This window comes from Streptomyces sp. GbtcB6 (assembly GCF_019091475.1).
Taxonomy (GTDB): domain Bacteria; phylum Actinomycetota; class Actinomycetes; order Streptomycetales; family Streptomycetaceae; genus Streptomyces; species Streptomyces hyaluromycini.
In genome coordinates, this window is sequence record NZ_JAGXJL010000493.1 from 1 (window position 1) to 234 (window position 234).

1 pseudogene is annotated in these 234 nt (G+C 71.4%); it reads left to right on the plus strand.

From position 1 onward, the window contains the following. Positions 1-234, plus strand: a pseudogene (locus KVT45_RS55765) (sugar ABC transporter permease); the annotation flags it as partial.

The window sequence follows — 234 nt, forward strand, 5'->3', positions numbered from 1 at the left end:
AGATCCTGGGCAACGCCCCCCCCCCGGAGGTGGGCCCGCACACCAACTACCCCAACATCAGGCTGCTGGTGGGCCCCGTGCTGACCGCCGCCGTGGTCTGGCAGGAGTTCCGCGACCGGCCCCGCCAGCAGGAGTTCTCCCTGGGCGTCCTGCCCACCCGGCTCTTCCTGGTCAAGCTGGTCGCGCTGGGCGCCCCGATCCTCGTCCTCACCCTGCTGCTCGCCAGCTACAAGG